Raw genomic sequence first — 21251 nt, forward strand, 5'->3', positions numbered from 1 at the left:
TCATATATTTTTAAAAACCATTATGACAGGGCAGGATAACGCTACCGGACATCAACGAACGCCTGCATCAGGGAGACACTCGTATGCAGATACTGATAAGTGGCTGGCTACTGCCCATTATTTACCTGATCGGCTGGTTGCTGGTCTACGCCCTCCCCGGACACCATTGGTCCATTGCCCGTCAAACGGCTCTGATCGGGTTGCTGGCCACCGTGGCCTCGGTTGTTGCGGCGACCGCGGGTTCGCTGATCGCCGGCGCCGGCATCGACCGACTGGGGCTCGTGGCCGCCTTACTGGTGTCATTGCTGGGTTGGGTGATTGTGAACTTCTCTTCCCGCTATCTCGCCGGCGACCGCCTGCAAAGCCGCTTTATCAGTGCCATGCTGTTTACGCTGACCTCGGTCGGCGTGCTGCTGTTGAGCCGCCACCTGCTGGTCATCGTGCTGGCCTGGACCGGCACCAGCATCGGCCTGCACGTACTGCTGACTCACTATCCGGAACGCAAGGCCGCCCAGATCGTTGCCCACAAGAAATTCCTGGTCAGTCGCTGTGCCGAACTGTGTTTGGCCGTGGCTCTGCTTCTGATCTACGCCGCCTGCGGTACCTTGCAGCTTGATGACCTCAGTTTCTATCTGCTAAACGCTGAAACCCTGCCGGTCTCCCTGCACCTGGCAGCCGTCCTGTTTGCACTGGCAGCCATTCTCAAAACCGCACAGCTGCCCCTGCATGGGTGGCTGATTCAGGTGATGGAAGCCCCTACTCCGGTGTCGGCGCTGTTGCATGCCGGGGTTGTTAACATGGGCGGCTTTGTCCTGATCCGGCTCGCTGAACTGCTATGCATGGCGCCAGCGGCGCAAATCGTTCTGGTGGTGGCCGGCAGTACGACGGCGGTGCTGGCCAGCCTGGTGATGCTGACCCGCATCAGCATCAAGGTGCGCCTGGCCTGGTCCACCTGTGCTCAAATGGGCTTTATGTTGCTGGAAATCGGGCTGGGTCTGTACGAACTCGCCCTGCTGCACCTGGTTGCCCATTCACTGTACAAGGCTCACGCCTTTCTCAGCGCTGGCGACACCGTCGAAGCCGCCAGACATCGGGACCTGTTCGCGGGCCGCGCCAACGGCGAGTCGCTCTGGTGGACGCTGCTGGGGGCCCTGGCCAGTGGTTTGCTGGTCAGTGTGTCCGTATGGGTCTGGCACGGCTTCCTGCCGGGCCTGTCACTGCCGGCGGCGACGCTGGTCATTCTGTCTCTGGGTCTGGCGCCCCTGCTGTGGTTCGGCCAGGGGCACCAACCTGCGCTGCTGCTGCGCGGCATCGCCCTGGTGCTTGGCCTGACCCAGCTCTACCTCATCTGGCATCTGGTATTCGCCTCGATCGTGCCGCCAGCGGGTACGCTCTCGGGAGGGCTGACCGCCTGGGTCATTCTGTGCTTCACGTCGTTATACGGCCTCCAGTTCTGGATAAGACGCTACCCCCGGAGCCAGCTGGCAACCCGGCTCTACCCCTGGGCCTACAACGGTTTTTATCTGGATGAAACCTTCACCCGCATCACCTTCCGGGTATGGCCGGCGCGGCTCAGTCCGACTCAGGCGCAGACCCGGGTCAACCGGACATTGACCCCCAATGGAGAAACCGTATGAGTACAGCAGCTAACGCGACCAGTACGTACGAGCAAACCGTAGAGGCAGCCATAGATACCACGGTCGAACGCATCGCACCGACCTGGCCGCTGGACCGGATGATCGCCGTCAATCCTTACTGGGGGTATGTTGACCAGCCGTTCGGCGACGTCGCCAGCCAGCTGGCACGGATTGCCGGCTCACCCCTGGCGTCGCCTGCTGCCTGGTATCGCAATGCCTGGGAGTCGGGGGAGATCACCCCTGAGGCACTCGAGCAGGCCCGGAGCGAGCATCAGCCTGCACCGGACACCGCTGAGCTGATGGCAGTATTGAACGCAGACGACGCTCAGCCAGCCCCGGCGCCCTTGCTTGCAGACAGCCTCGATCAGCATCGCGACCTGCGCCACGAGCCAGCCTGGTGCGACACCATCACGCATCAGATCGCCCAGTACTGCGCGGCCCATTTCGACCGCGACCAATCCGACTGGCAGCCGGATCAGACCCAGCCGCTCTATGCTGGCTGGCGTACAGCCCTCAGTCACGATCACAGTGTTGCGTTGCTGATGAAAGCCCCGCTGATACCAGGCAGAGCCAACCAACTGGCGAACGAGCCGCGTCAACAGATCAGGCAGGCACTTGCCCAGCTGGAGGTGCCGGAGCAGGAAGTACCCGAATTCCTTCAAGCCGTTATTATGCGCATCAGTGGCTGGGCCGCCTGGTGCGCCTATCTGCGCTGGCAGGCACGCCTGGCGGGTAGTGACAATGAGACCCTTGTCGACCTGCTTGCCATCCGGCTGAGCTGGGAGTGCCTGGTTGATGATGGCCAGCGCCACCCCGGCTCGGTCTGGGGACGGTGGCAATCGGCCTGGCAGAGCCACCGCCAGGCCGCCGACAACCGGGCATACACGTTAACCCTGGTCTGGCAGCGGGCACAGGAAATCCATTATCAGCAAAGGCTGCTCGCCCAAATACGCCAGCCCGCAACCGATGGGGACACATCGCGTCCGCAAGTACAGGCTGCGTTTTGCATCGATGTGCGCTCCGAAGTGTTTCGTCGTCACCTGGAAGCGCAGTCTCCCGGGATCCAGACGCTGGGCTTTGCCGGCTTTTTCGGGCTGCCGATTCGCTATGAGCCGCTGGGTACCGGTGCCAGCCGCCCGCATTTGCCGGGCCTGCTTAGCCCGGCGATGACCGTTACCGACAGCACCGGCAACACCACCCGCGATGCGGCCATCATCCGCAACCGTCAGACTCGCCTGCAAGGCCAAAAAAGCTGGAACACGTTTCAGTCGCTGCCGTTGTCGGCCTTTGTGCTGGTCGAGTCGCTGGGCCTGGGTTATCTGAGCAAACTGGTCAAACGCACGCTGCCCTCATCGGCCCCCTTGGCGGATGACAGCCGGCTCGGCCTGTCACCTGACGAAACCGACGCTCTGAGCCCCATTCTGGAGGCCAGCGCAACGGGAAATGCTGAGCAGCAAGCCGCCCTGGCACAGCAAATTCTGACCGCTATGGGCCTGACCGGACCGTTTGCCCGCCTGGTATTGCTGCTGGGCCATGGCAGCCAGACCCGAAACAACCCGCACCGGGCCGGGCTGGATTGCGGCGCCTGCTGCGGCCAGAGAGGCGACGTCAACGCCCGTGCTCTGGCCAGCCTGCTCAACGACCCCGCCGTGCGCGCCGGCGTGCGTGATGCCGGCATCGATATCCCGGACAGCACCGTTTTTCTGGCCGGAATGCACAACACCACGACCGATCAGATCGACCTCTTTGGCACCGGTGCGCTGCCAGACAGCCACGCCGACGACCTCACTGCGATTCAGGCTCACCTGAAACATGCGCAAGCCGGAGCTTGCCGGGAACGGGCATCCTCGGTTGACCTGGAACAATGGCAGGATCGGCCCGATGCCTTGTCCAAAGCCTTGCGCGCGCGGGCCAACGACTGGTCGCAGACACGCCCGGAGTGGGCCCTTGCCAACAACGCCGCCTTTATCGTCGCGCCCCGCTCACGTACTCGGGGTATCGACCTGGCCGGTCGCTGCTTTCTGCACGATTACGATCACCGCCAGGATCCGCACGGCACCCTGCTGGAGCAGATCATGACCGCGCCCATGGTAATCGCCCACTGGATCAACATGCAGTACTACGCCTCCACCGTCGACAACCACCGTTACGGCAGTGGCAACAAAACTCTGCACAACGTGGTGGGCGGGCGAATCGGTGTTTTTGAAGGGAACGGCGGCGATCTGAGAATCGGCCTGCCCCTGCAATCGGTACACGACGGGAATGACTGGCGGCACACGCCACTGCGCCTGACGGTCGTTATAGAGGCAGCACGCGAGGCCATCGACGCCGTGATCCGCAAACACGACATCGTGCGTCAGCTGGTCCACAACCAGTGGCTGTACCTGGTGCGCCTGGAAGGCCAGCAAGTGCAACACTATCGGCAGGGCCACTGGCAGGATTCATGAGAGGCAGACGATGCCCAGCAACACAGGCCACCGGAAGAACAACACCAACCCAACCTGGAGAGAGCCATGAACAACGAGCCCACCCCCAACAACTTTTTGTTAATCGATGGCGTCTTCTCGACAGACGACGCCCGAAACGTGCTGATGACACTGATCAATAACAAGATTCAGTTCCATGAGCAGGACAGCTTGAGCCGAAAGGAACGCTTCGGAGACAGCCACTCTGCCGGCTCCCGTCGAGTGGACGATCTCTTGCAAACCCGGGCCGACCTGGCCACGTTAATCGACCATGCTCAGTCCAGCGGCGAGCGACTGTCGATTAGCTGCACCATCGAAGTCACTCGCGTACCGGAGTAGATGTCCGGTACGGCACTCACAGGCGTGTCCTACTTCCACGAATAACGGGGTGAAACCGCGCACCCCGCTGAATGTTCGTTGTCCTACCAGAGGCCGGACACGCGCCAGGCATCTGTCGCAAATATTCGTTCCCATGTCGTGCCCGAGCAGTCGTGCCCGTGTGAACCGCCTTACTATCCCGCTGGTTACTTTCTCATACGCTTGCCTGTTTGGTCAGGTCTGGTGTCATAACCCGGGAATCGCAGCCATGTTCAGCAAAAACAAAACATTATCCAACTACGACGAAACCCTCTGGGCGGCCATGCAGGACGAAGCCACGCGCCAGGAAGACCACCTGGAGCTGATCGCCTCCGAAAACTACACCAGCCCACTGGTGATGGAAGCCCAGGGCTCCTGCCTGACCAACAAGTACGCCGAAGGCTACCCGGGCAAGCGTTACTACGGTGGCTGCGAACACGTCGACCGGGTAGAACAATTGGCGATTGATCGTGCCAGTGCCCTGTTCGGCGCCGACTACGCCAACGTGCAACCACACTCGGGTTCCCAGGCCAACGCAGCGGTGTACATGGCGTTGCTGAACCCGGGCGATACCGTTCTGGGTATGAGCCTGGCCCATGGCGGCCACCTGACACACGGCGCCCACGTCAGTTTTTCCGGCAAGATTTACCACGCCGTACAATATGGCCTGAATGAGACGACAGGCGAAATCGATTACGACCAGGTTGAAGCCCTGGCGAAGGAGCACAAACCCGGCATGATCGTCGCGGGTTTCTCTGCCTATTCACGCGTTGTCGACTGGGCACGCTTTCGGGAAATTGCCGATGCAGTCGGCGCCTACTTAATGGTCGACATGGCGCACGTAGCCGGTCTGGTTGCGGCAGGCGTTTACCCGAACCCGGTACCGCACGCTCACGTCGTTACCACCACGACTCACAAAACCTTGCGCGGACCGCGCGGTGGTTTGATCCTGTGCAAGGGCCAGCCCGATTTGGAAAAGAAATTCAATTCGGCCGTGTTCCCGGCCAGTCAGGGTGGCCCGTTAATGCACGTCATCGCCGCCAAAGCCGTCGCCTTCAAGGAAGCGGCCGAGCCGGAATTTCAGAGCTACCAGCAACAGGTAGTGCACAACGCCCGCGCCATGGCCGATGTCTTTATCGAACGCGGTTACGACGTCGTCTCCGGTGGCACCGATAACCACCTGTTTCTGCTCAGCCTGGTCAAACAGGGGCTAACCGGCAAAGAAGCCGATGCGGCGCTTGGCGAAGCAAACATCACCGTCAACAAAAATGCCGTACCGAACGATCCGCAATCTCCCTTTGTTACCTCCGGGCTGCGCATTGGTTCACCGGTTATTACCACTCGCGGTTTGAAAGAACCCGAATGTCGGGCGCTGGCCGGTTGGATTGTCGATATTCTGGATGCACTGCAAAAAGGCGACGCCAGTGCTGCCATTGCGGAAACCCGAGAACAGGTTACCCAGTTGTGCCGGGATTTCCCGGCGTACGGGTGAAGGGAAAGCTGTGAGCTTCGAGCTGTGAGCTGTTAGCCAGGAACTCGCAGCTCACTACTGATAACTGTCTTTAAAGAGCATTGCCTGTGGCCATCAGTCTGTTTGATATGTTGAAAATCGGCATTGGCCCGTCCAGTTCGCACACGGTCGGGCCCATGCAAGCGGCCTACCTGTTTGTTGAAGGTCTGCGCAAAGCCGGGCGCCTCACTGACGTCACTCGCGTGGATATTCAATTGTACGGGTCGCTCGGTGCGACGGGTAAAGGCCATGGCACCGGGCCTGCTGTTATGCTCGGGCTTGAAGGTCACCGACCGGATTCCATTGACCCCACCATGCTCAACCCCAGGCTCGACGACATTCGCGCCCAGGGTGAGCTGTGCTTGCACGGCGAGCACACCATTGCCTTTGCTGAAGCAACCGACCTGACCTATCACCGCAAGGAATCGTTGCCCTACCATCCCAATGGCATGATGTTTACCGCCTTCGGTGCCGATGGCGACGTGATTCGTCAGCGCACCTATTATTCAGTGGGGGGTGGCTTCGTGGTTGATGAGGAAGCCGCCGGGGCAGACCGCATTGTGGAAGACACAACCCCCTTGCCCTACCCGTTCAAAAGCGGTGTCGATTTGCTGAACCAGTGCAAGGCCAGCGGGTTGAGCATCGCCGGTGTGATGATGGCCAATGAACAGGCCTGGCGCAGCGAAGCCGAGATTCGCGACGGCATTCTGCACATCTGGCAGGTGATGCAGGAGTGTGTTCAGAATGGCATAAAGAACGAAGGCATTTTACCCGGCGGACTAAAAGTCCGGCGGCGGGCAGCAAAGCTCTACGCTTCGTTAATGGACATCAACCGACAGGATATGATTTCACCATCACTGAGCGCCATGGACTGGGTAAACCTCTATGCTCTGGCGGTGAATGAAGAGAATGCCAACGGCGGCCGAATGGTGACTGCGCCTACCAATGGTGCCGCCGGTATTATTCCGGCCGTACTCCATTACTACTGGAACTGGTGCCCCAATGCCAGTGAGGAAGGCGTTGTGGATTTCCTGTTAACCGCGGCTGCCATTGGCATTTTGTTCAAAGAAAACGCCTCCATTTCCGGAGCAGAAGTGGGGTGCCAGGGTGAAGTGGGTTCGGCTTGCGCCATGGCTGCTGCTGGTTTGGCAGCGGTCACCGGCGGCACGCCGGAGCAAGTTGAAAACGCCGCAGAAATTGGCATGGAACATCACCTCGGCCTTACCTGCGACCCCATCGGGGGTCTGGTGCAGGTGCCCTGCATTGAACGCAATGCCGTTGGCGCCATTAAAGCCATTAACGCCGCCGTGATGGCCCTGCGTGGCGACGGCGAACACTTCGTCTCGCTCGACAAAGTCATTCGCACCATGCGCGACACCGGACGAGACATGCTCGATAAATACAAGGAAACCTCGCGCGGTGGGTTGGCGGTTAACGTGATCGAATGCTAGGGAGGCTCTGAACATTTTCTCCAGAGGGAAGTATGCAGAGATTCCTTACAGATCTTTGGTTAACCGCAACGCATCATATATGGCTGCATGGGTATTGCGTGATTCAACCGCATCGCCAATGCGAAACAACTGAAAACGACCGCCTTCATTACGCACCACGTTTTGCGGTTTGCCCACAATCAGATCATCGTAATTCACTTCACCGCCGTTGCTGGCGTACGGCTTAAGATCGAAGTAGATGTCTGCCATGGGGGTAATGCCGTAATTCACGACAACCTGATCGACGTGACGTTCGTGGTTAAGGTCGAGATAATCGCTGGTGATTGTGGCCACCAGGCTATCCGCATTACGCTCAACCGACTTCAAACGATAGGTCGGCGTAAAGGTCACATTGGGGCGTTGCAGCGCTCTCATGTAGGGCACCAGGTTCATCGCCATGATCTCGGCCGAAAAGGTTCGATCCGGCGTCATGATCTCCAGTTCGGCACCGGTTCTGGCAATGATCTCCGCCGCCTGAAGTGCCGGGTGATCGCCTGCATCGTCGAACAACAGAACGCGTTTTCCAGGTTTGATGTGACCCGATAAAATATCCCAGCTATTGACCACCAGGTCGTGCCCCACCCCGGGTTTGTCTTCAATCGGGTAACCACCGGTGGCAACAATCACGACATCCGGGTTCTCCTGACGTACCTCATCCGCTTCGGCCCAACAGTTGTAGCGAATCTCGACACCCAGTTTGTCGCACTGCGCCAGGCGCCAGTCGATGATGGCGATCATCTCGCGCCGGCGTTCGCTTTGCGCGGCTAACCGCACCTGGCCTCCGGCCTGACTCATGGCTTCCATGACCACCACCTCATGCCCGCGTTCGGCGGCGACTCGTGCTGCTTCCAATCCGCCCGGCCCGGCGCCGATCACCAGAATACGACGTTTCTGCCCGGCCCTGGGAATATCGTGCGGCATGGTGGTTTCACGCCCGGTGGCGGCGTTGTGTATGCAATAGGCGGCACCGCCCTGGTAGATGCGGTCGAGGCAGTAATTGGCACCAACGCAGGGGCGTATTTCTTCCTCGCGCCCTTCCATGATCTTTCTCACAATGTGCGGGTCGGCCATGTGCGCGCGAGTCATGCCAATCATATCGACCTTGCCGGATTCGATGGCGTAGCGTGCGGTACCCACATCCTGAATCTTGGCGCCGTGGAAGGTGGGGAAATCGACCTGGCGTTTAATCTCGCCGGCAAAATCCAGATGCGGGGCGCTGGGCATGCCCTGAACCGGAATCACATCGGTCAGGCCCGGGTCGGTATCAATGTGACCGCGCACCACGTTGAGGAAATCGACCATGCCGCTGTCTTTCAGGCGCCGCGAAATAGCCAGCCCTTCATCGGCGTTTAACCCGCCGGGCAGTTGTTCGTCGCCGGTATATCGCACGCCCACAATAAACTCGGGCCCGACCCGCTCGCGAATGGCCCGCAGTACATCGAACGTGAAGCGTAACCGGTTATCCAGGCTGCCGCCGTAAGGCGCTTCCAGGGTGTTCGTCAGTGGTGACCAGAACTGATCCATCAAATGCCCATACGCCTGCAGTTCAATGCCATCGAGCCCGGCGGCGTGCATACGCTCTGCGGCGTCGGCGTAGTCACGAATCAGGCGGTCAATGTCCCAGTCTTCGACTTGTTTGGGAAAGGCGCGGTGCGACGCTTCGCGATGGTGGGAGGCGGAAACAGCCGGCAGCCAGTCGGCTTTGTCCCACCGGGTGCGGCGGCCGAGGTGAGTCAGTTGAATCATCACCGCGGTGCCATGTTCGTGGCAGGCATCGGTCAGCTCACGCAGCCAGGGCACCACTTCATCTTTGTAGGCCAGAATATTGTTAAACACCGGCGGGCTGTCTTTCGCGACGGCGGCGGAACCGGCGGTCATGGTCAGGCCGATGCCGGCTTTGGCGCGCTCAACATGGTAAGCCCGATACAGCTCGGTAGGCATGCCGTCTACCGGGTAGGCCGGTTCATGCGCAGTCATCATCAGACGGTTTTTGATCGTCAGGTGCTTGAGCTGGAAGGGTTGCAACAACGGGTCTTGAGCCATGGTCCGTCTCCTGTCGAATACCGGCTGGTTAAACACGCTATCGATCATGTACACTTGTGTCAATTAAAATGACACTGGTGTACATTCAGGTAACGCCAGACGACGGAATCGTTCATTTTCATCAGAGGGGACCATGACAACCGATACCGACAAAGGCCGCGCAGAAGACTGGCTCGATGCCGCCTACCGTCTGCTGATCCAATCCGGGGTGGATGCGGTGAAAATACTGCCGCTGGCCAAAGCGCTCAACACATCCCGCACCAGCTTCTACTGGTTTTTCAAAGACCGGGAGGCTCTGCTCGACCGCCTGATCGACCGGTGGAAAGCGCACAACACCGAGGGCCTCATTCAGCAGACCGAACGCTATGCCGACACCGTGGTTGAAGCCACGCTCAATGTGTTCGATTGCTGGCTCGATGAGCAACTGTTTGACTCGGAATTCGAATACGCCGTGCGAAACTGGGCCATGCAGAACGCCAAAGTGGCCAAAGACGTCGCCGCCGCCGACGAACGCCGGCTGCAAGCGCTGACCAGGATGTTGCTGCGCTTCAACTACCCACCCCATGAAGCCGGCGTCCGCGCACGCACGATTTATCTAACGCAAATCGGCTATATTTCAATGCACACCCATGAGACCAAAGCCGTGCGCATCGGTCGCTTTGCCGACTACATCCTGATTTTCACCGGCCACCCCTGCGAACGGTCTGACCTCGAACGGTTTGTCTCGCGCCATGCCCCCAACCTGCAAGACTGGTTGCAGGCTTATGACCAACGGAGAGCGGCGGAATGTCTGGAAACGAACTAGCTGGAAGCGTTGTTGGCATTATCGGTGGTCACGGCTGGATGGGCCGCGCTCTGGGGTTGGCCCTGCTGAACCAGGGGCTGGTGTCGCCCCGCCAACTGGTGGTGTCGTCTCGTTCCGGCGGTGATGCCTACAATGCCTGGCCGAAGGTTCGCTGTGTTAACGATAACCACGACCTGCTGGCCCTGGCAGATCTGGTGGTGCTGTCTGTGCGACCGGATCAACTGCCCGCGCTGGACCTGCCGGTTGGCGACAAACCGGTCATCTCACTGCTCGCCATGGTCTCCAGCGCAGAGCTTGCTCGCAAGACCGGCAGCGGGCGCATCATTCGCGCCATGCCAAACGCCGCGGCACAGATTGGCGAAGCCTACATGCCCTGGCACGCAAGCGCAGCAACAAGCCGGGCCGACCGGGCCGCAGCACAGCAATTGCTCAGCAGTTGTGGCAAGGCACGCGAACTGGCAACCGAGCAAGATCTGGATTACATGACCGCCTTAACCGGCGCCGGACCTGCCTTCCCGGCGTTGCTGGCCAGTGCCATGCTAGCGCATGCCAAACAGAAGGGCATTTCCGACGCCATCGCCTTTGAAGCCGTCATGCAGACATTGGTTGGTGGCAGCCGGCTGTTGGAACACCTGAATGCTGACCCCGAAGACATGGTTAACCGCCTGATTGAATACCGCGGCACCACGGCCCAGGGTCTTCAATGCATGATGGATAACGGGTTTCAGTCGATCGTACTGTCGGGGCTGGAGGCGGCCTACCAGGCGGCAAAACCGTAACAATCAACCGAACTGTTGCCATAAAAGAGGTACCCCCTCCTCTCCCTCTGTTTCGCCAGGCTTACGATGGCTAACAGTTTTTTTTCGCCAATAATGAACCGGTTCATGGAAAACCTGCATGAACCTACCAGTATGTATCTCCCAACTTGGTTTAGCAGTACAAGGCGGAACGACTGTCTGTATTGATGGAGTTATAGGCAAAAGACAACAATAACCAACCAAGGGAAAAACCATGAAATCAATCCAACCTGTAACCCTGCTGGCGGGAGCAATAGCCACAGGCGCTTTACTCATCGGCACGGCCGCATCAGCAAACCCCTTCCATGGCAATTCGAATAATGCCCCGCCTCCGGCCCTGTCGTACTTTCTGGATGCCTACTGGAGCGGAGCCTACATGCACAAGAATGAGTGCCGGGTAATCCGCTGGGCAACGCCCATGCACATGCCGCGTTGCATGGAGGCTGAGAACATCGTGCCGTATCTGGAAACCTTCCAACGCCTGTCCGACGAAAACGACGGCAACCGGGCCTCAGGCCTGCCTGGCTACGATGCCTCGGTCGCCTTCGTGGCTGATTCGCTCGAAGATATGGGTTACAACGTCACCCTGGATGCCTTCGACTTCACCGCGTACTACGAGCAGGGAGACGGGCAACTGAACTCTCTGGCCCCGACGCCAACCAGTTATGTCTGGAACGAAGATTTCACCTACCTCTCCCAGACAGAACCCGGCAACGTATCCGGCACCGTTCAGGCGGTAGACCTGGATCTCGGTGCTGGCAATGCCTCTACCAGCGGCTGTGAAATCGAGGATTTCGACTCGTTTCAATCGGGCAATATTGCCCTGGTGCAGCGCGGTGCCTGCAGCTTCCAGCAAAAAGCTGAAAACGCCGCCACTGCCGGAGCCGTTGGCATCATTATCTTTAACCAGGGCAATGCCGATGATCGCACAGGCCTGATCAACGCTACCCTGGGTGAAGAATACAGCGGCGGCATACCGGTCTTCTTCGCCACCTACGACAACGGCGTTACCTGGGCTGAAACCGATGGCCTCGTCTTGTCAATGCTGGCTGATGTACTGCGCGAGACCCGGTCGGTCGACAACGTCATTGCCGAGAGCCGCTGGGGTAACCCGGACAACGTTGTGATGCTCGGCGCTCACCTCGACTCCGTTGCCGAAGGCGCGGGCATTAACGACAACGCGTCAGGCAGCGCCGCTCTGCTGGAAATGGCCAATCTGATGAAGAAGGCCCGTACCCGCAACAAAGTCCGCTTTGCCTGGTGGGGAGCCGAGGAGGCCGGCCTGGTTGGCTCGACCCGTTACGTTCAAAACCTGGGTGAAACCGAGCTTGAACGGATCAAGGCCTACCTGAACTTCGACATGATTGCCTCGCCGAACTTTATTTACGGCATTTACGATGGCGACGGCTCCGGGTTCGGGCTTGAAGGCCCGGCAGGGTCAGCGGCCATTGAGGGCGTGTTCCAGAAGTACTTCGAATTAAGAGGCGAATCCTATGTCGACAGCGAAATCAGCTTCCGCTCCGATTACGCCGAATTCTTCGTAGAAGACATTCCCTTCGGCGGGCTCTTTACCGGTGCTGAGGTTATTAAGACCGAAGAGGAAGCGTTGATTTTTGGCGGTCAAGCCGGTGTGGCCTTCGACGAGTGCTACCATTCGGCCTGCGACACCATAGATAACGTCGATCTGCGCGCACTGGAGGTCAATGCCGATGCCATCGCCTTTGTCACCTCGGTTTTTGCGCACTCTACGTACCTGATTGACGAGCAAATAGAGGCCGTTGATACCGAGCCCTCGATTCAGTCGTTCATGAGCAAAATCGCTCAGTACAACATTACTCACTGGGGTAAGTATTGGATTAAATAAAGGTTAACCCGGTACCACTCAAAGAGCAGGGCCTTGCCCTGCTCTTACTTAGTAGGGTTATCTGACAAGACTACCTGAAGCAGTTGCTTGTGATTGAACGCCGACTCAATGGAACACCCCGCTAACGCCTGACGACCTGCCTGGCCCACTGTATTTTTTAGACTTCTGGCCTCTTGTCGGATTAACTGATCTGGAGCAACATGATACACCCAGCTGCAATGGAGCAGGCCAATGCCCCAAGGAAATGCGAAAACGCCTAACCCCCTTAGTACAACGAAGGCGCTGTCAGAGGCGAACTCGGTTGCAGCACCCTTCCTGTCGCACGTCAACGGACTCTTCAATTGGGCTTTCGGCCTCATAGTGACGGTTGGCCTTACCTCATGCGCTTCCGTAAACACCATTCACCCGCCCATAACAGCAGACGAGCCATTGCCTATCGGCACACCAGAGTCGGTAGGGTTGGACGCAGCCCGTTTGGGCAATGTCTCAAACCAACTGGCGGCCATGCAGAGCCATCAGCTTCACAGCATGCTGGTTTTACGGAGTGGCCGCCTGGTGTTCGAGGAATACTACAATGGCTATAGCCGGGATAACCCTCATGACCTGCGCTCGGCGACGAAGAGTATCACCTCGCTATTGATGGGAGCGGCATTGGATCAGGGCGTCTTACCCAGTGTCGAAAGCCCTATCATGGACTTTCTTGCAAAAAACTACCCCAACGTCGACAACAAGGATGACATCCAGATCCGCCACTTGCTTACGATGAGTTCCGGCCTTGATTGCGACGACTTTAATTGGCGCTCGAAGGGCCAGGAAGACCGCCTCTACCGCACTCAGGACTGGGTCGCCTCCTTTCTCGCCTTACCGCCCGTTCACGCCCCGGGCGACGTCGCCCGTTATTGCACCGCCGGTGTCATTGCCCTGGGGGAGGTCATCGCCCAGGCTTCGGGTAGGGATTTTTCCGACTTTGCCGATGACGCCCTGTTCGGCCCTATGGGTATTAACAACTATCGCTGGGCGAGGTTCGATAACGACGAAAAAGTCGACACCGGCGGTCACCTGTTGCTCACGCCCCAAGGCATGGCTAAGCTGGGGCTACTGGTGCTGCAAGAGGGCCAATGGGAAGGTAGCCAGCTGATACCTCGTGATTGGATTCAAGCGTCACTCCAACCTCAAACCCAGGTGCGAGAAACACCCTATGGCTACCTCTGGTGGATGGATACGTTGCCTTACGGTGAAAAGAGGGTCAAAGTGATTTGGGCCAGCGGAAACGGGGGCCAGCTAATATTCATCGTACCCGAATACGACCTGGTCGCCGTCTTTACTGCGGGGTTTTACAATTCGGATAAAACGGCCGTACTGTTTGATATTTTCTACCGGAGTATTCTGCCGTCTGTGATTGAGCTGCAGAGCCACCTTTCAGACAGTGGGCAGTAGAGAGGGATAAATAATGGCAAGCCAGCCTGCACTGCCGGGGTCAATAATACAGCTTATGGAGAACACCTCATGGCCAACAAAACCCAACCTACCTCAACCTCCATTGCGGAATTTATAGAGTCGCTCGACGACGAACGCCGACAAGCCGAATGCAACCAACTGATTGATTTGATGCGAGAGGAATCCGGCGAGGAACCGGTGCTTTGGGGCCCGGCCATTATTGGCTTTGGCCAGTACCATTATCGTTATGACAGTGGTCGGGAAGGTGATTTCATGCAGGTTGGATTTTCGCCCAGAAAACAGAATCTGTCGATCTACATCATCCCCGGCTTCGAGCCTTACCAAACTGTGCTGGAGCGCCTTGGCAAACACAAGCTGGGTAAGTCTTGCTTATACATCAAGCGGCTGGAGGATGTGGATACATCAGCGCTTAGAGAACTGGTGCGACAGTCACTGATTGATATGAAAGAACGATACCCTGAGAAGGCGTGAAAAGTCAGTGGACCAACCCAGTGACCCACAATATTAGAGGCCACATCAGCGCGCACCATACACCTCAGTAAGCCACCGTCACCACTATGTCATCGGTATAGTGCCCGGGGTAGGCTCTGGGCTGAGCGGGCACCTTGCCGTACACCCCGTGTTCGATGCTTACCCCTTCGCCGGTCAGCACCCGGGTATCGCCCGTGCCGTCCCCGAAAATAAACAGGTGCTCCTGATCGATGTAGAGGTTATAGGCCAGCGTCAGCTCGCCAACACTCATCAGGCGTTGGTTATAGGTGCCTTTGCCCGGTGTAACGCTGAGGGTGTAGGCCATGCTTTCGGGGCATTCTACAGTGAGGCTGCCGACACTTTCCGTTGGCTGATCCGCCAGCGGGTCGATCGGGCCAAACGCCAGCGGTGTTGCGCTGACCGTGCAGGCCGCCGCACCGGTCACCAGGCTGCCCAGCACCACCGGGGCCAGGTATGTTAGAACGGTTTTTGCGGTTATAAGGGTTCGCATTGTACGGCTCCCAGGTCTGCGGGGTAGGCTTCCACCTCGCTCAGTTCCAGTTCAAACTCACACACTTGCTGATCGCCCAGCCGGGCTTGACCCACCCAATAGGAACGCAAGCCTACGTCGGTATAAAGCAAGCCTTCGTGGCCCACCGTTAGCGCTTCGGGTTGCCCTTCGAACCGCACGGTGGTGCCTGCAGGCAAGGGGTTTTGGTCCGGGCCGATGAGGTACGCGGTGATACTGCGGTCCAGAACAACATCAAACTGTGCCGTTAATACCTGGCGGTTTCCCGGCACCAGTTGCACACCGGGTTTCGCCAAACTGGCGGCCAGTGGCAGATCTTCAGTCGCCAGGCGCAGCCGGTTGTGGGTATAGGGCTTCAACCCCGACACCAGTAACCGGCCGCTGTTATCCGTTTCTCCAACCAGGCGGTTGTTCCGGTACACCCGCACATCGGGAACACCGGCCTCGACCAGTGCATAACTGCCCGCCGGGTTGCGGCTGAGGAAGGCACCGGCTTCATTGATGACCAGAGCGCCACTTAATTCAGCGTCGCCACTGAGTTCGCCATCGCGCCGTTCACCATTCAAGCGCAGCGTTGCCAGCCTGCCATCCAGCTTCAACTCGGCATCCTGCACGCTCACGTCACCCTGCACGCCGCTATGCACCCGGTACCCATAGCCGCCATCGCCGGGCGACCGGTACTGATAACGAACACCGCGGTTTTCCAGTTCTTCGCCCGACATCGCAGCCGTCATCGAACGGCCCTTGCCCAGCGTCAGCGTAAAGCTGAGATTGTAGTGTCGCCGCGGCTGCGGTTCGATCACATCCAATGCCGACAACCGCACAGTGCCACGGCCCGCCCAGCTCAGCCCCAGGGTGGCGTTATTGGCCAGGTAGTCCGCCCGGGTTTCGTATTCCCGCTCCAGCCGACCTACCGACAACGACACTCCCCGGCGCACCGACCAGCCCAGCGTCAGTTGCTTTTCAACATCCGGTAACCGGTTGGGCACCGTACTGCCGAACTGAATGAATGCATCGTCGGTACGCTGCTCCCGGTAGCGGAGCGACACCTTGCTTGCCCGGCGGGTAACGCCCCATTGCCAGGAGGCACCGGTATCCTGAGTGCCCTCGTTAAAACTCAACGCGCCGCCAACATCGAGCATGCCGAGCGGGCCCAGCCCCCAATAGCTGGTTCCTGCGCCAACGCGTCCGGTTTCGAACCATTCAGCCCGCGCGCCGAAGGTCACCCGGTTGGTCAACCCGTAACGACCGGCCACCAGAGCAAAGGGAAATTCGTCGTACTGGATTTCTCCGTCGATAACACCTGCCCGACGATGCCCGTATGAAAGTGACCATTCACTAAGCCCCCGGGCAAGCAAGGAGGCATCCGAATAAAACGCAAAGCGCTGGATAATAGGCACACCGCTGCTGTCTTCAATGCGGCTGAGAATATCGCTGACGCCACTGGCGGCCGGCAAATCGTAAAGTTCAAACTGACCGGGTGGCAATTGTTCCTGAGTGACCAGGTTCTGATTGATCCAGACTTCCAGCATGGCCGGCGTCAACACGGCACCCCGCAACGAAGGCCGTGGTCGCGTTATCCAGGAAGGCACCAGCTTGGTGTTGGTGCCTACTTGCACGCCGCCATACGCAACGGTTTGCCCGATTACCGAGTTGGAGGTGAAGGTATCTCCCAGCGTTACAGAGAGTAATGAGCGCGGACGGTCCAGCACGCACCGGCTGCCCTGGCGAGTAAAACGTTCAGTGGTGGAACGGTACTGATGCTGGGTTTCGCAATAGGCTGTGCCCAGGCTCACGGCGGCATCAAATAAACCGGTGCGCCAGCGCTCATCGTCTTCATCGATGCCTTCGGTTAACCGATAATCGAGCAGGAACGAAGAGCCACGCTGCGGCACCAGCGGGTCGGCTCGCTTGCGTTCAATTCGGTAGGGTTTAAAGCGACTGGTGGGCATCCACAAGGTGAGTTTGGGCTGAGACACATCCAGCCAGTAAAACCCCTCGGTCAGTTCATGCAATGAATACTGGCCCGCGGCATTGGGTGCAATGGCGGTTGGAGAAATACCCAGGGCTTCCAGGGTCTGCGCTGGCAAATAATACTGTCCTGCTTCCCGCACCAGGGAGTAAGGCTCGCTGACTTCCTGACTGTTCAACGCCATGGGCAGCAGCCACTCGCTTGCTTCTTCGTCTTCGACAACGAGCAGTTCTTCTGTCTGCAAGCTTACATAGCCGTCGCGTTCATTCACCCGGGCGAGGGTTTCAGGCAACGCGCTCGCCGGAACGTAACGTCGCCCTTCCTGTTCAAAAACCGGAAGCGAGGCGGCATTGGGCAGAGCCCAGCCAAATGCCGTCAGGTCGGAGATCGGCAAAACCCAGGTACCATCCTCCTGCTGCTGCAACTGAACTCGGAGATTGCGCGGCCGGTCATCGCCTTCGCCCAGGGGCGGCAATAGGTCTGCCCTCGCCGATGCCAAAAAGACCATTCCCAACAACAGCATTGCGCGTAAGCTGATGTGCCCTCTCATCATCGGGCTATTCAGTGTTGTTCAAGGGTTGAAATTGAACCTGGCCACCCGACACAACCTGCAATGAAAGCCCGCCCTGCACGTCGACATCGGTCAGGTCCAAGCGCCAGGTCTTCGAAGCACCGGGCAAAACGTAGAGCACGCCCTCCGCAATGGGCAGGCGTCGACCGCCGTCGGTCTCCACCACCAGCCGCGTTAACTGCCCGAAGCGGGTCCCTGTGTTCAGTACTTGTAATTGCCAGCCTTCGGCTTTCTGCTGCAAGGCCCATTGAAGATTGGTTTGCGGCTCCCGGGCCTGAAAGAACAAGGGCGTATCCAGCCTGATGAGCGTTCTAACCCCCGGGTGCAGCGTTTGAGCGGTTTCCGGTACCTGGCTGAAGTACACTCTGAAGGCTTGCTCTTCATCGGTACGTTCACTCATTAACGCCACCCGCACCCATTCATCCTGACCGGGTTCAAGCGATATCAACGGCGGGTTGGTTCGAATGCTGTCGGTATCCAAGGTAAGCCGTTCGCCGTTGCTTTGTTGCCACAACCGGGCACTCACCTGAACCGTTACGGCGGCCTCTCCGGTATTGCGTACCTGGTACAGGGCCGTCGTTTCCCCTCTGGGAATTTCCTGCAGAATCGGCGTAACCTGCAACCCCGCTCCCAGGCAAAATGATGCCAGGCTCCAACCACTTAACACGAGCAACGCAAACGAGCGCATCAGTACACCAGCGTAACGGTTAGCGTATCGGATAGAAAACGCGAGCCTTTCGGGGCTTCGGTCAGTTCCCCATAGAGCGTTAACGCCTGCCGCGTGCCATCGCTGACCAGAACCGCTGGCCCATTACCCCAGTCGGTCTGTGTAGCTGCAGTTTCAGCTTTTTGATGCTGAAGACGATACCCGAGAAACGCCTGCGACTCTTCCCCGGCAAGTTGACGCACACCGGTCTCCGGGTGAGCATTTTGGCCCGAGTCGAGCATCAGGCCGACATAGGTGCCGCGTGTGCAATGAACATCAAAGGAGGCTGACGAGTTGAGACGTTCCACATCGGTTTCATCAAGGGCGGAGAATCGCAGATCATCCACCTCAACCCGACAGCTGGACTGAACCTGAGCGCCAACCTGAAAGGTGGTGGTACTGGTCGTTTCTGCATGCACCGGCAATAAGGAAAAAGCAGGTATGAGGATGTTCACACATCGCATTCGGGGGCTCCAGAACGAACCGCACCGAAAAAAGGCACTTCAGGGTGACGACGTCATGCGACAACAAATACGCAACTGAAAACCCGGACCGATTACTCGGTTGCGGGGGTGGTTAGGGTTTCTGATTGAACACCAGTGTACCCCCCTGACCAGGGCACTTCCTGATACCCTGATCACACTCGATGTAAACATTGCGCAAGTGGTGTGTAAGTCTGTGCTTTCTTTAGACCTAACCGGAATGCATTAATGCCCAAACACCGACCAGCCGGTTTCCTGCACCAGCATTTCCAGAGCACGAGTTCCCAGCAAGCTGTTACCGATATTATCCAACCCGGGCGACCAGACCGCGATGGAGGCCCGGGCCGGTGCAATGGCCAAAATGCCGCCGCCCACGCCGCTTTTTCCTGGCAAGCCGACGCGAAATGCAAACTCGCCCGAGCCATCGTAATGCCCGCACATCATCATCAGTGAATTGATTCGCCGGGCGCGCTGTGCCGACACCACTCGGGTGCCGGTAACCTGGTTCACACCATCCGACACCAGAAACAAACCCGCCTGTGCTAACTGCACACAGTTCATCGCAACGGCGCACTGGTGAAAGTAAGTACCGATGACTTTGTCCACATCGTGGTGCAATCGACCAAAGGCTTTCATGAAGTGCGCCAGCGAAGCATTACGATGTTTATGCTCAAGCTCCGACGCCGCCACCTCGTGATCGAAATATAAACGGTCGTCGTTTGCCAGAAAACGCACGAAGCTTAACAACTCAGCCAACACTTCCTTGGGCTCGTGCCCCATCATGATGGCATCGACCACCGCGATGGCCCCGGCATTGATAAATGGGTTACGGGGTTTTCCCGATTCGTGTTCCAGTTGAACTATGGAATTGAACGGGTCGCCCGAAGGTTCCCGCCCAACGTATTGCCACAAACTGTCGCCCTGCTTACCCAGCGCAAGCGTCAGCGCAAACACTTTGGAAATGCTCTGAATGGAAAAGGGTTCGCGGGCATCCCCGGCGGCAAATACCTGGCCGTCGGGCGTTGCCACGGCAATGCCAAACTGCTGCGGATCGACATGGGCAAGCTGGGGAATGTAATTCGCGACCTCGCCGCGCTCGGTGGCCAGCTTCATTTTGCCGGCAATATCGTTCAGGAGATCTTGCATCAGGGTCTCTGCTTGCGCTGTTATTGTTTTAGGCGCGCAGTGTAATGCCATTGCAGCAAAGCCGTCGACCGGTCAGGTTTTGACTGCACTGGTTTAGCGAATACGATACCGATTGCAACGGGTTTGTCGAACCGACCCGACTTATTCCCGAAGGTAGATTTGCCCTTGCTGATAGAGGGTGCGGCAGTCATTGGCATCGTGAAAACGGTGCACCGTGGCGGCCGCTGATGAGGTACCGGGACCGGCGAATCTTGGGTCATCACACTCGCCATCATCGGCCCAATTGCTGGTATTATCGCCCCACTCGATGCCGGTACCTGTGCTATTGGTCGTGTTTTGGCTCCATGGCAACGCCAATTCCGTCACACTCAGCTGAGAATCCTGCAAACCGCCCGACTCGTAAGTGCCAATCCAAATGTTGTAATTGCCAGAGGGCGGGTTGGTCCAGCGAATGGCTGGGTTGGTGCCACCGGCGCTGGAGTAATCATCATTGCAATGCCAATTACCGGCGGCATCATAAACGATTAGGGTAATATCGGCTGACGACTCGGCATATATCGTTAAAGAAGTAGAGCCGGCGTCGTAGTTCAGGTCCATGTCCGGAGCATTGCTGATAAAGCCACGGCAGTTATCCCCGACAGTGCGAGCAGACTCTGCTCCCCCGGCTCTGACTGACGTTGTGTAAGGGTCCGGACGAAAGCCAGCGTTCAATTCAATGGTGCCGTAGTTCGGCTTGGCGCGCCAATCCACCGCCTGCGTTGTGCCCGCAATACTCAAACCAACCGCAGCCATCACGACCGCCATTCGAACACTCATTTTCATAAGTAAGTTCCTTTTACCATTATCTTTACACTAAACCAATATAAACAAGGCATGGCAGCATTGCACCTAAAAATGGCAATTAAATGAGTCTACAAGTACTTACGCCATTCCCCAGCCACTACCCGA

Annotated in this window: 17 protein-coding genes; 10 read left to right on the top strand and 7 right to left on the bottom strand. The window is 58.1% G+C overall.

The genetic code is table 11. The annotated features are described in order from the left end of the window. Positions 1–83: 83 nt before the first annotated feature. The 5 genes from EP166_RS12330 (at position 84) to EP166_RS12350 (ending at position 7420) form a co-directional block, all read left to right on the top strand. Entirely contained in the window at positions 84–1637 is a 1554-nt protein-coding gene (locus EP166_RS12330; RefSeq protein ID WP_127557375.1) for an NADH-quinone oxidoreductase subunit L, read from the top strand. Next, positions 1634–4084, top strand: coding sequence for a YbcC family protein (locus EP166_RS12335; RefSeq protein WP_127557377.1), 2451 nt, complete (start codon positions 1634–1636; stop codon positions 4082–4084). The genes EP166_RS12330 and EP166_RS12335 overlap by 4 nt, the downstream gene beginning before the upstream one ends. 66 nt (positions 4085–4150) lie before the next feature. Continuing rightward, positions 4151–4441, top strand: coding sequence for a hypothetical protein (locus tag EP166_RS12340; protein ID WP_127557379.1), 291 nt, complete (start codon positions 4151–4153; stop codon positions 4439–4441). Between the two features lie 247 nt (positions 4442–4688). Further along, positions 4689–5951, top strand: coding sequence for a serine hydroxymethyltransferase (gene glyA, locus EP166_RS12345; RefSeq protein WP_127557380.1), 1263 nt, complete (start codon positions 4689–4691; stop codon positions 5949–5951). 86 nt (positions 5952–6037) lie between these two features. After that, on the top strand, positions 6038–7420 hold the full coding sequence (locus EP166_RS12350) for an L-serine ammonia-lyase (protein ID WP_127557382.1): 1383 nt from the start codon (positions 6038–6040) through the stop codon (positions 7418–7420). A gap of 45 nt (positions 7421–7465) precedes the next feature. Here the strand turns inward: EP166_RS12350 and EP166_RS12355 are convergent, their stop codons facing one another. Then, positions 7466–9502, bottom strand: coding sequence for an NADH:flavin oxidoreductase (locus tag EP166_RS12355; protein WP_127557384.1), 2037 nt, complete (start codon positions 9500–9502; stop codon positions 7466–7468). A 133-nt stretch (positions 9503–9635) separates the two neighbouring features. Here EP166_RS12355 and EP166_RS12360 point away from each other — a divergent pair, with 133 nt between their 5' ends. From EP166_RS12360 to EP166_RS12380, 5 genes are all read left to right on the top strand, one after another. Next, on the top strand, positions 9636–10307 hold the full coding sequence (locus tag EP166_RS12360; RefSeq protein WP_127557386.1) for a TetR/AcrR family transcriptional regulator: 672 nt from the start codon (positions 9636–9638) through the stop codon (positions 10305–10307). Further along, a complete protein-coding gene (locus EP166_RS12365) occupies positions 10289–11086 on the top strand; it encodes a pyrroline-5-carboxylate reductase family protein (RefSeq protein WP_127557388.1) in 798 nt (265 codons plus the stop codon). Before EP166_RS12360 ends, EP166_RS12365 begins: the two co-directional genes overlap by 19 nt. Positions 11087–11318: 232 nt before the next feature. Beyond that, positions 11319–12968 (top strand): M28 family metallopeptidase, encoded by a 1650-nt coding sequence (locus EP166_RS12370; RefSeq protein WP_127557390.1) that lies wholly within the window; start codon positions 11319–11321, stop codon positions 12966–12968. Positions 12969–13199: 231 nt separating this feature from the next. After that, positions 13200–14405, top strand: a complete 1206-nt coding sequence (locus tag EP166_RS12375; protein WP_127557393.1) for a serine hydrolase domain-containing protein — start codon at positions 13200–13202, stop codon at positions 14403–14405. A gap of 69 nt (positions 14406–14474) precedes the next feature. Continuing rightward, a complete protein-coding gene (locus EP166_RS12380; RefSeq protein ID WP_127557395.1) occupies positions 14475–14897 on the top strand; it encodes a DUF1801 domain-containing protein in 423 nt (140 codons plus the stop codon). Between the two features lie 64 nt (positions 14898–14961). Here EP166_RS12380 and EP166_RS12385 read toward each other — a convergent pair whose 3' ends face one another. The 6 genes from EP166_RS12385 to EP166_RS12410 all read right to left on the bottom strand — a co-directional run bounded on the left by EP166_RS12385 (position 14962) and on the right by EP166_RS12410 (position 21125). After that, positions 14962–15408, bottom strand: a complete 447-nt coding sequence (locus tag EP166_RS12385) for a Csu type fimbrial protein (RefSeq protein ID WP_127557397.1) — start codon at positions 15406–15408, stop codon at positions 14962–14964. Continuing rightward, positions 15393–17897, bottom strand: a complete 2505-nt coding sequence (locus EP166_RS12390; protein WP_164743922.1) for a fimbria/pilus outer membrane usher protein — start codon at positions 17895–17897, stop codon at positions 15393–15395. The genes EP166_RS12385 and EP166_RS12390 overlap by 16 nt, the downstream gene beginning before the upstream one ends. 58 nt (positions 17898–17955) lie before the next feature. Beyond that, a complete protein-coding gene (locus EP166_RS12395) occupies positions 17956–18657 on the bottom strand; it encodes a fimbrial biogenesis chaperone (protein WP_127557401.1) in 702 nt (233 codons plus the stop codon). Continuing rightward, positions 18657–19139, bottom strand: a complete 483-nt coding sequence (locus EP166_RS12400; protein ID WP_127557403.1) for a spore coat protein U domain-containing protein — start codon at positions 19137–19139, stop codon at positions 18657–18659. The genes EP166_RS12395 and EP166_RS12400 overlap by 1 nt, the downstream gene beginning before the upstream one ends. Before the next feature lie 243 nt (positions 19140–19382). Next, positions 19383–20303, bottom strand: coding sequence for a glutaminase (locus tag EP166_RS12405; protein WP_127557405.1), 921 nt, complete (start codon positions 20301–20303; stop codon positions 19383–19385). Between the two features lie 141 nt (positions 20304–20444). Beyond that, positions 20445–21125, bottom strand: a complete 681-nt coding sequence (locus EP166_RS12410; RefSeq protein ID WP_127557407.1) for a hypothetical protein — start codon at positions 21123–21125, stop codon at positions 20445–20447. Positions 21126–21251 lie beyond the last annotated feature (126 nt).

Origin of the sequence: Saccharospirillum alexandrii, assembly GCF_004000275.1 — a bacterium.
In the GTDB taxonomy this organism is placed as follows: domain Bacteria; phylum Pseudomonadota; class Gammaproteobacteria; order Pseudomonadales; family Natronospirillaceae; genus Saccharospirillum; species Saccharospirillum alexandrii.